At 30.3% G+C, this 10136-nt stretch carries 10 protein-coding genes; all 10 read left to right on the top strand.

The genetic code is table 11. The features are described 5' to 3' along the window. Window positions 1–150 precede the first annotated feature (150 nt). The 10 genes from HC176_RS15330 (at window position 151) to HC176_RS15285 (ending at window position 9893) form a co-directional block, all read left to right on the top strand. Complete coding sequence (locus tag HC176_RS15330) at window positions 151–645, top strand: hypothetical protein (protein ID WP_167919842.1); 495 nt, start codon at window positions 151–153, stop codon at window positions 643–645. 156 nt (window positions 646–801) lie between these two features. Next, complete coding sequence (locus tag HC176_RS15325) at window positions 802–1842, top strand: putative phage abortive infection protein (protein WP_167919840.1); 1041 nt, start codon at window positions 802–804, stop codon at window positions 1840–1842. A gap of 305 nt (window positions 1843–2147) precedes the next feature. Next, window positions 2148–2495 carry a hypothetical protein gene (locus tag HC176_RS19645; RefSeq protein WP_209309730.1) on the top strand — a complete coding sequence of 116 codons (348 nt, stop codon included), beginning with the start codon at window positions 2148–2150 and terminating at the stop codon, window positions 2493–2495. A 2-nt stretch (window positions 2496–2497) separates the two neighbouring features. Then, complete coding sequence (locus HC176_RS15315) at window positions 2498–2911, top strand: hypothetical protein (RefSeq protein WP_167919836.1); 414 nt, start codon at window positions 2498–2500, stop codon at window positions 2909–2911. Window positions 2912–3123: 212 nt separating this feature from the next. After that, window positions 3124–3615 (top strand): hypothetical protein, encoded by a 492-nt coding sequence (locus HC176_RS15310; protein ID WP_167919834.1) that lies wholly within the window; start codon window positions 3124–3126, stop codon window positions 3613–3615. A 278-nt stretch (window positions 3616–3893) separates the two neighbouring features. After that, window positions 3894–6485, top strand: coding sequence for an N-6 DNA methylase (locus tag HC176_RS15305; protein WP_167919832.1), 2592 nt, complete (start codon window positions 3894–3896; stop codon window positions 6483–6485). A gap of 249 nt (window positions 6486–6734) precedes the next feature. Beyond that, window positions 6735–7940, top strand: a complete 1206-nt coding sequence (locus tag HC176_RS15300) for a protein NO VEIN domain-containing protein (RefSeq protein ID WP_167919830.1) — start codon at window positions 6735–6737, stop codon at window positions 7938–7940. 184 nt (window positions 7941–8124) lie between these two features. Continuing rightward, a complete protein-coding gene (locus HC176_RS15295; protein WP_167919828.1) occupies window positions 8125–8874 on the top strand; it encodes a hypothetical protein in 750 nt (249 codons plus the stop codon). A gap of 6 nt (window positions 8875–8880) precedes the next feature. Then, the gene (locus tag HC176_RS15290) at window positions 8881–9228 is read left to right on the top strand and encodes a hypothetical protein (protein ID WP_167919826.1); all 348 of its coding nucleotides are present in this window, start codon (window positions 8881–8883) and stop codon (window positions 9226–9228) included. A gap of 2 nt (window positions 9229–9230) precedes the next feature. After that, window positions 9231–9893 (top strand): hypothetical protein, encoded by a 663-nt coding sequence (locus HC176_RS15285; protein ID WP_167919824.1) that lies wholly within the window; start codon window positions 9231–9233, stop codon window positions 9891–9893. Window positions 9894–10136: the final 243 nt, after the last annotated feature.

Below are 10136 nucleotides of genomic sequence, written 5' to 3'. Positions count from 1 at the left end.
CAACGTGTAAAAATAATTGCTTGGTTCTTGCCTACTCGGAAAATCCTGCGGATTTTCCTCTGGTTCGTTCCATTTTTAGTAAGTTAGTTGCTTTTACACGCAACTATCCTTACACAAACCGTTGGCAGTAATTTAAAAAAAACATTGATAATGAAAAGAAAATTGATTTTAGGAATTGTATTGATGCTAATTTCTATTCCATCATTAGCCTGTGAATGTAAGATAATTCCATTGACCAACGAAAATAAAGATAATTATCAAGAACAGTATTTGATTGAAGGATTCAAAGAGGCTGATTTTGTTTTCTATGGAGAGGTAATTGAATTAATTGACAGAGAAATTGATGGCTATTCTGAAATCTTTGGTTGGGAAAACCCAAATTACTTGAAAGAATTGACTCAAGGACATTTTCCTCTTTTTGACTTAAAAAAAATTTTGAAAGGAGAGAATTTAACCTTTACAGATAATAGAATTCAAATCTATCAAGATTGGAGTAATTGTGATATGACATTCAAAAAAAATCAAAAATATGTTGTTTTCGGATTTATAGACAAAGAAGGAAAAATGAGAACAAGTATTTGTGAACCGAATAGACTGATTAACTCCAAAAAGGATTTAAGAAAAATTTTAAAATACAGAAATTGAATAAAAACTACTGCCAACAATGTATAACCGCAATTACGGCGGATTCGACTACGTCCGAATCCACTCGGAATTGCTAACGTAAGTGTCAAACCGAAAATTAACGCATATAAACCCGTAACTTCGGTTATACCTACCGTTACCCACAATTAAAACCGAATGGATAAACAAGACACAATTGAACAAACAAAAAAAATGAATCGAATCATTCGTGTTCTAATAATTGTTGCTTCAGTCTTGATTATTTTCTCATTCGTAGCACCTGCACTTTTTACCAAAAATTCTATAATTGACTTCACTCAAACTGGTCAAATTGGTGATACAATTGGAGGAATAATGAATCCTTTCATCGCTTTAGCTGGAGTAGTTTTAACATATTTGGCTTTTTATATGCAGTATAAAGCCAATCAATACCAGCGAGCTCAATTTAATATTCAATTAGAGAAAGAAAAAGAACAATTCCGTCAAGAATTAGATTTACAAAAAGAACAATTTCTTAAAAATCAATTTGAGAGTCAGTTCTATGAAATGATGAGAATTCATAGGGGAAATGTTAATGACTTAACGAGCAATGATGTGAATATCAATTTGAAAGTTATAAGTGACTCAATTGTCAATAAAGGTGTAATTGATGGAATTAAAACCTTCCCATTTTTGTTATCTGAATTTGAATTTTGTTATCACTATGTAAAAAAATATATGCCTGATTTAGAACTAAAAAGAATGATAAATGAAGCATATGGAATGTTTTGGGACGGAGTTAAAGAGAGAGATAGAAAAAAAGATAAAATGTTCGGAATTGTACTCGGAGTAAAACATTCCTTAAATAACAAAATACTTGAAGGCAATTCTAATCAGTTAGCACACTATTACAGGCAATTATTTCAAACTGTCAAGTTTGTTGTTAACCAAACCATTTTCACGTACGAAGAAAAACGAAAATATATTAGAATTCTACGTTCTCAACTTTCCAACGAAGAACAAACGTTACTTTTATACAATTGGTTTTCTGGATTTGGTAGTCAATGGGAAAATGAAACAAATAAATTTTTTACAGACTATAGAATGATACACAATGTTTTTCCAAATATGTTAGTCGATGAATTGAAATTGGACGAAATATTTTCTTTGGATGGTGATTTTAAAAAAGAAAAAGGGAGAGAAATTGACTCTTTATTTGAATATCAAGACTGGAAATAATAACTGTGGGTAACAACGGCTATAGTTCATTACGGCTGAAATTCCTAATCGGAATTTCGAGCCTTTTTGCTAAATTTATGGTTACGGCGGAATGATACTCGCGTACCATTCCGTAACGAAACCATAGCCAAAACCGTTGTAGTGCATTTGAGAAAACCGATATGCTGAAAATAATCCGAATAACATTTTACATCGTTTTGTCCCTTTTTTTACTGGACATTTTCGACTTATTTCAAACTAAAATCGGGTTTTTAAAAGCAGTTATTTATTACGGAATTTTGATTTTACCAATTCCTTTGCTCATAATGGAATTTAAAGCTAATCGAAATTTATCCGAACCGATTTTAAGAAAGTCAATACCCATTTTGACAATCATTGGACTGATTTACTTAAATCCTTTAAAAACTCTATTCAATGTTGCGACTTGGAAAACCCAAACTGTTGAACTGATTAATGAAAATAAAGGAAACCATAAAGTTGAATTCAAAATGAAAGATATTGGAGCTTTAGGCTATGCTAAACGAAACGCTGAAGTCTATTATTTGACCGAGTATTTTTATTTCGTGCTATCTGAAAATTATGACGAACGGAATTTTATCGGAATTGACTGGAAAAGAATTGACGAAAATATTAATGAAATTGGATTAAAATAAAAATGGATTTAAAACCTGGAAAATTGATTCTATATTTTGGGCTTTTTTGCTTTGCAATTTCCCTATTATTAATCTACGTTCTATTTTTTGTACTTAAAGAATATGAAAATGGCGGACTTTTAAGTGTTCTTGCAATGATAATTGGATTTTCATCAATCGGACTTTATCTGACATTACACTATTTCAAGTATAGAATAATAATCGGAGATAAATCGATGACAATTAAGAACGAAATTGGACAGATAAAAGAAATTTATTGGACTGACATTGAAAAAGTTGATTACAATAAAACTTTAAATATGATTGTAGTTTATAGTGACCAAAAGAAAAAATGGATTAGTCCGATTTATGGACATTTCATTGATTTTATTGAACCAGATAAACACACCGAAAAACTAAAAAGTATAATTAATTAAAACGCACTACAACAATGGCTATAAGTAATTGCTTGTTCTCGCCTACTTCTGAAAATCCTCGCGGATTTTCAGTTTGGTGTGTACTTGCAAAGTTAAGTGCTAAACCACGCAACTACTCATAGCCGAGACCGTTACCTGTAATTATGAAAAACATCCTGCTAACATTATTGCTAATTCCTTTTTTGACTTATTGCCAGTCATCTAAAACATACTTGCAATTAGTTGATGAGGCGAAAACGAAAAAAAGTGCGGAACAAATTGAGAAGTTAATAATTGGAACGTGGGAATTTCAAAAATTGACGGATAAAAATGGAAAAGTAATTGCGGCAGTAAAACATTTCGTGAACGACACAATTACTGCAACTGAATATGTTTTTCGACCAAATATGCGAATTGAAAAAAACAAAACGTACGAATTATTTGGTTGTGAAAATGCGGAAAATTGTGAAAGCGGAAAATGGGAATATGACTCGAATGCAAAGATTTTTAGAATGACATTTGACAAACCGAAATACAACGTGCCTATTGACAAACTCGCACCTAGACTTTTGGAACAATTAAAAAAATCTGGTTCCTTAATTGGGTTTACGAAAAACGAAATAGAAATAGCGGAAATCACTCAAACGGAATTGAAAGTAATTGAGTTTTTAGAAAGTGATGGAACAGAATTAAACTATAATTTAAAAGTGTATAGAAAAAAATAACTACAGGTAACAATGTATAACCGCAATTACGGCGGATTCGACTACGTCCGAATCCACTCGGAATTGCTAACGTCAGTGCTTAACCGAAAATTATTAACTTTAAATCCGTAACTGACGGTTATACGAGACCGTTACCTGCAAGCTAAAAAACCAACCGCACAAAAGCAAAGAGTGCTATCGCACACATTGCTTTTTAGCCACTTCTGACAAAAAAAGAAGAGCGTTCTTCTTTAATTCAAGAATATTTCATAGATTTGCAAAAATGAAAATTATTCAGTATGAGCGAAGAATTGTTGCAACGTGACTTAATAAAAAATCCCGAAAAAATAGGAAAATGGGATTTCTATAATATTGGTGCAACTTCGGTCAAAAACCTTAAAGAATTTGGGTTAATCCGTAACGTAGATTATGGAAAAGAAGAGAGAAAAAAAGTTGACGGACTCATAGTTCAAAAGAAAAATGTAATTGCTGTTGTTGAATACAAAAAGCCTTCTGAATTTAAAACAGTTGCTCAAAAAAACAAAGCAATAAAGCAAGAATTGGAAGTTGCAAGAAAGTTAGGAGCACATATTTTAATCGCAACCGATACAAAAGAAACAGTTTGGGTAAATGTCCTAACAGGAAACAAGATTAAAGATGAAAATGGCAATTTAATCAAAGATAATTTTGACCCAAAAGGAGAAAAAACACCTGATTTAATTGAAAAAATTAAATACTCAATAAATGAATTGAGCGACCAAATCAAACCAAAAGAATTAGTCAATCCAACCGATTTAGCCAAACAAATTTGGCAAGACATTTGGTCCGTGAGTGGTGCAACACCTGAAAATTGTCTTTACACCTTTGTAGAGCTTTTTATCTTCAAATATTTAAGCGATTTAGGAGTACTTCAAGGTATCTTCAATTTTAACACACTTTATTCGAGTTATGATGGCAATACAGAAGATGAAGTTTTAGAAACTTACGCAAATACTATAAGACCAAAAATAAAGACTCTTTTTCCAGAAAACCCAATTGATAAAACAACAATAATCAATGGAACTATTTTTGTTAGCAAAGACCAAAAAGCCGTTCAAGGATACAGTACAGTTTTCAAAAAAGTACTTAAAAAATTCAAAGATTACGGAAAGCTTGAGCATATTGATTACGATTTTAAAAGCCAACTGTTTGAAAGTTTCTTAAAAGAAAGTATTAGTAAGAAAAATTGGGGGCAATTTTTCACACCAATTAAAGTCGTAAGAGCAGTTGTTGAAATGGCGAAAGACGACATAAAAGTTGGGGCTAAAATTTGCGACCCAGCTTGCGGAGTTGGTAAATTTTTACTTGAGCCTGTAATAACAAAACTTGACCAATTTTATGAAGTTAAAAAAGGAAAACTAATTCCTAAAATTACAATTCAAGGTTACGACAAAGGTTTTGATAAAGATGAACAGAAAACAATAATATTGGCAAAAGCCAATATGCTCATTTACTTTTCAGATTTAATTAAAGAAAACCCAAATTTAACAACCGAATTTTCAAAATTATTTAACGAGAGTTTTATTTTAAAAACGAACTCGATTTTAGGAACGTTATCAGAATCGGTTGAAAATGAATATGATTTAATCGTAACAAATCCACCTTATGTAACGAGCGGAAGTAGTAACCTTAAAGATGAAATTAAAAAAGATGGAGACCTTGTAAATTATTACAAAATAAATGCCATTGGAGTTGAAGGCCTTTTTATGGAATGGATTGTTAGGGCTTTAAAACCAAATGGCAAAGCCTTTATCATTGTTCCAGATGGTATTTTCAATAGACAAAACGACAAGAATTTAAGACAGTTTTTGCTTGATGAATGCTATATTGATGGTATTATTTCCTTACCTATAAAAACATTTTTTACAACACCTAAAAGAACCTATGTTCTTTGCATTACAAAAAAGCCTGATAACAAATCAATTCAAACAGACCCAGTATTTACATATTTTGTAAGTGAAATGGGAGAAAGTAGAGATGTTTATAGATTTGACATTGAACAAGACGATTTAAATGAAGCAGTAATGCTCTATTCGTTTTTCAAAGGCAACAAGCAAAACTTTGCAAAAATAAATACAGATATAAGGTGTAAAATACAACCAATAGAAAAGTTTCAACCAGAAAATCATTGGTGTGTAGAAAGATGGTGGAGTAAAGAAGAAAAAGAAGAATTAGGTATCGAAGACGAGAACCTAAAATTAAAAATAGAAGAGTTCCCTACTCTTTTAGATGAAGTTTCAAACAGTATTATTTCTATAAAAGAAGAAGTTCAAGAATTAGCAACTGAATCTGAAAAACCAAAATTTGTAAAAAAGAAAATCAAAGAGATTTTTGACCTCAAACAGAAAACAAATAATAGCAAGTTTACTAAAACATTTATTGACAAAAACAAAGGAACAATTCCTGTTTACTCTGCTTCAAAGTTTCCCGAAAATGTTGATTATGGTTATGTAAAAGATAATCTAAAAGGAGTTAAATACTTTGAAAATTGTCTTACTTGGAATATTGACGGCTCTATCGGAAAAGTATATTATCGCCAAGGAAAATTTTCACTTTCAGAAAAGGTAATTCCCTTAATCGTTCAAGAAGAATTAAAGAAAAACTTGGACTTAATTTATTTAAAATATGCCATAGAAATGGAGTTTAGTAAACACTATTTTGGTTTTGACAATAAAGCAGGAAAGGGGAAAATTCAGGATATTGAGATTTCCATACCAATTGACAAAAAAGGAGATTTTGATATTTCAAAACAAAAAGAATTGGCTGAAAAGTTCAAACGTTTGGAAGATATTAAAAAAAGTATTTCTGATGAGCTTGACAAAATATCAAGTACCGAAATCGACTTTGAATAGCCAACGCTATGTTCAAGCACATTACAATCCTCGTTCCTGCGGTTGCAAAGAGCTTTCACGCCAACGCTAACGGACTGAAAATGAATAAAGCCAGCAGGTAACAATGTATATAAAAAATAGGCGAAATAGTAGAAATTTCAAGGGTTTTGGCTCGTATCAAACTTTGTGCTTAACTAAAAGTTTCGTGCTTCTTAACCGCCTACTTTTCATATACTAACCGTTGCCAACCATTAAAAAATTACGCTCTGAATGATTAAAATTAACGAGAAAACTTTTGAATACGCTTTAACTGAATTCAAAAATATTTTGGAAAAAGACACGACTGAAAAACTCGTTGAATTTAAAACAAACAGTTTTATAAATGAACACGAAAACTACAAATACGCAGTTTTAGAACAAGCAAAAAACAGTCTTTTAACAAAAACTTGGAAAGAGGATGAAATTGGAAATGGCAGAATTTTAAAATCAGTAAAAGATTCAATTCAGACAAATGTCATTTACAATTATGAAACTCATCAAAACAATTTAATTGATTGGAGAAAAAAGGACAATTTTAGTAAACTAAAAGCGAATCAAAAAAACGAAAAATTACTTTTTGAGTTTTTTAAAAGTAAAATCAAAGACGAAAAGGCTTTTAATCAATTTACAGAATTGGGATTTTCATATCAATTAATTGCATATTTATTCTTTATTAAAAACTCTCAAAAATATCTTCCGATTTCACAAACGAGATTTGATTTAATTTTTAGTTCTTTAAATATCGACTTAAAAACAAGTCATAATTCATCTTGGGAGAATTATCAAGAATTTGTTGGAATAATTAAACAATTTCAAAACTATCTTAAAACAAAGTTTAGCGGAATTGAATTGCTTGACGCTCATTCATTTTTATGGATTTATGGTTTTCAATTTGAGAAATCTAAAGAAAATACAGAAGTAAGAATTCAATCTAAAAAAACTGCCGAAAAGAAAAAACCTGAATTGCCAAATTACCAACCGAGAAAAGCAATTGACTTGGAAACTTTGGTAGAACCTGAAACCGAAATTGATTATATAAAACAACTTGAAAAACAAATGGAAATCGGAAATTTAGCCGAAGAAATTGTTTTGAAGAACGAAATAGAGTTTTTAAGAACTGATTATCCAGATTTAGCCAAAAAAGTTCGTTCAGTTGCTAATAATCCGAAACTTGGTTTTGACATTATTTCGTTTGAAATTGATAGAACACAGAAACAAATTGAAGTCAAGGCTATTTCGACTAACAAATCGAACAAAAGTTTCTTTCTATCTCGAAACGAATTTAGAAAGTCAAAAGAATATCCAAATTATTATTTATACTGCGTTTCTGAATTAAGTTCAGAAAAGCCAAAAATATTGAGAATTAAACAACCGAATTTTGAAAACGAAAATGATTTTAAAATGGAACCTATGACTTATAAAATAACATTCGAATAGAAAAATAACGGTTGGCAACACCGTATATAATTTATTGCTGGCTTATGCCTACTTACGAAAGTCCTCGCAGACTTTCTTGGTCGGTATTTATTTACTAAATTAATTGATTAAACCACGCAACAAACCATATACAAACACGTTGGCTACAATTTTGACCGACAAACTAATTAACTTAACCTAAAATATGGCAAAAAAGAATGATAATGCTGGAGGAATCTTTTTTTGGATGCTTGTTGGATTATTAATAGTCCTACCCTTAGTTCCAATCGTTTGGATAATATACACTTTAATAAAGCTCTACAAATGGAAAAAAAACCAAAAATATTATCCCAATCAGGATATTTCAGATTTTTGGTTAGACAAACAAGAAAAAATTGAGTTTTTGGAATCACTAAATGATTTTAGGACATCAAAAAGCAACATAGATGATTTATGGGCAACCGCTGACAACGAAGGATTACCAAGAAACCAAGATGGCTCAATTTCTAATAGACGTAATAGAGGAAAAGAAATTAATAATCAACTGAATTTTGAAAACGATATCTATAACAAAAGTAAAAGGCGTTTATTTTATTTAAGGGAAAAACCAAATGACAAATGGAATTATCTTAAGGATTATTTTGTTTCATACTACGGAGCGATATATGCTCTTTTGTTTTGGTTTGTTGCTTTCTATTATTCGCTTAAATATTTTTTTAAGAAACCATTACTTTCAGTTTTTGAAATCTACGATAAAATTTTTACCGAAAGGACAGAATATTTTATAGCACTTAAAGAAAATTGGGAGTTACACACAATCTATGCATTAAGCATTTCTGCTATTGTTTCATTAATTGTATTTTATATATGTAAATATCTAGCTGGTAAATTCATATTCAAAAACAAATATCCTGAACCACCAATAGTTGATTACAGTAATTATGATAAATATTAATTAAGGATGCAGAATAAATTGTTTAACACCAAATCAAATATATTTACATTAATTATTAATGGGAAAATTGAGCATATTTTAAGTCCTTGGACTCTAGAACTCGACTTAAACAAAGAAACGATTACAATTCTAAAAAGAAACCTTTATTATATTGGAACTGACACCAATACAATTTCCTTTAAATATATCCGAAAAATTGAAATTAACGAACATTTATTTGGTTCTGATATTACTATTAGAGCAATAGGTGGTTCAGTTTCTGCAAGATTTTTACCTAAAAAAGATTTACAGGTATTAAGAGAAAAATTAATAGAGTATAATCAAACTAAAACTAATCACATTATCTTCTCTTAAATATGGATATTAAAAACCTTAAATGGCAACCTTATGTTGGATTAAATTATCAAAAAGGCATTAATGGTAGAAAAGTATTAATAGTTGGAGAAAGCCACTATCTAGGAAACGATGAAAATTCTATTGAAAAACACAACAATCCATTATTCACTCAAATTGTAATAAACGAATTAGCAATAAATCGATATTATTGGAATACAAAGATATTTCCGAATTTTCACAGAGCCCTAATTGGAAATGACTCTTTTAACGCTGAACTATTATGGAGCTATTTTTCGTTTTATAATTTTATTCAGAGACCTATGGAATCCAATAAATCGAGACCAACCGAAAATGATTTTGAAATTGCTTGGCAAGTATTCTTTAATGTTGCAAAAAATTTAAACCCTGATTTATGTATTTTTATAGGCACAAGTTCATCTAATTTTTTAGGTTATCAGGCTGAAAAAAACAACATTGAACTAAAAGAGCTTAAATGGCTAAAAAAAATAGGAAATACTTATCCAAGGAAAGCTATAATCTCATTAAATAAAAAAGAAATGGAATTACATTTCATCAAACATACTAGCCAATATTTTAGTTGGTACAAATGGAATGAACACCTGACAAATGAAATACCGAACGAATTGGAGTATTTAAAAAAAACTGTAGCCAACAATGGCTAAAAGTAATTGCTTGTTCTCGCCCACTTCTGAAAATCCTCGCAGATTTTCAGTTTGGTGTGTACTTGCAAAGTTAACCGCTAAACCACGCTACTACTCTTAGCCGAGACCGTTGCCTATGTAACCTTCCCTAAAAATAAGACAGTTTAAAATTCGAAATTATTAATTTTAAACCAATAAACTGTCAGATGAAAAAAAGTAGATTTACCGAAAGTCAGATCATCAAGATCTTAAAAGAAAACGAAC

The organism is Tamlana crocina, assembly GCF_012037625.1.
Note: the sequence above shows the minus strand (reverse complement) of the source record. Positions and strands in the feature narration are given on the sequence as shown.

Excerpts from the sequence above, each read along its gene's own strand:
- HC176_RS15330 (WP_167919842.1), top strand. The coding sequence starts at position 151 with ATGAAAAGAAAATTGATTTTAGGAATTGTATTGATGCTAATTTCTATT.
- HC176_RS15325 (WP_167919840.1), top strand. The coding sequence starts at position 802 with ATGGATAAACAAGACACAATTGAACAAACAAAAAAAATGAATCGAATC.
- HC176_RS19645 (WP_209309730.1), top strand. The coding sequence starts at position 2,148 with ATGGAATTTAAAGCTAATCGAAATTTATCCGAACCGATTTTAAGAAAG.
- HC176_RS15315 (WP_167919836.1), top strand. The coding sequence starts at position 2,498 with ATGGATTTAAAACCTGGAAAATTGATTCTATATTTTGGGCTTTTTTGC.
- HC176_RS15305 (WP_167919832.1), top strand. The coding sequence starts at position 3,894 with ATGAGCGAAGAATTGTTGCAACGTGACTTAATAAAAAATCCCGAAAAA.
- HC176_RS15300 (WP_167919830.1), top strand. The coding sequence starts at position 6,735 with ATGATTAAAATTAACGAGAAAACTTTTGAATACGCTTTAACTGAATTC.
- HC176_RS15295 (WP_167919828.1), top strand. The coding sequence starts at position 8,125 with ATGGCAAAAAAGAATGATAATGCTGGAGGAATCTTTTTTTGGATGCTT.
- HC176_RS15290 (WP_167919826.1), top strand. The coding sequence starts at position 8,881 with ATGCAGAATAAATTGTTTAACACCAAATCAAATATATTTACATTAATT.
- HC176_RS15285 (WP_167919824.1), top strand. The coding sequence starts at position 9,231 with ATGGATATTAAAAACCTTAAATGGCAACCTTATGTTGGATTAAATTAT.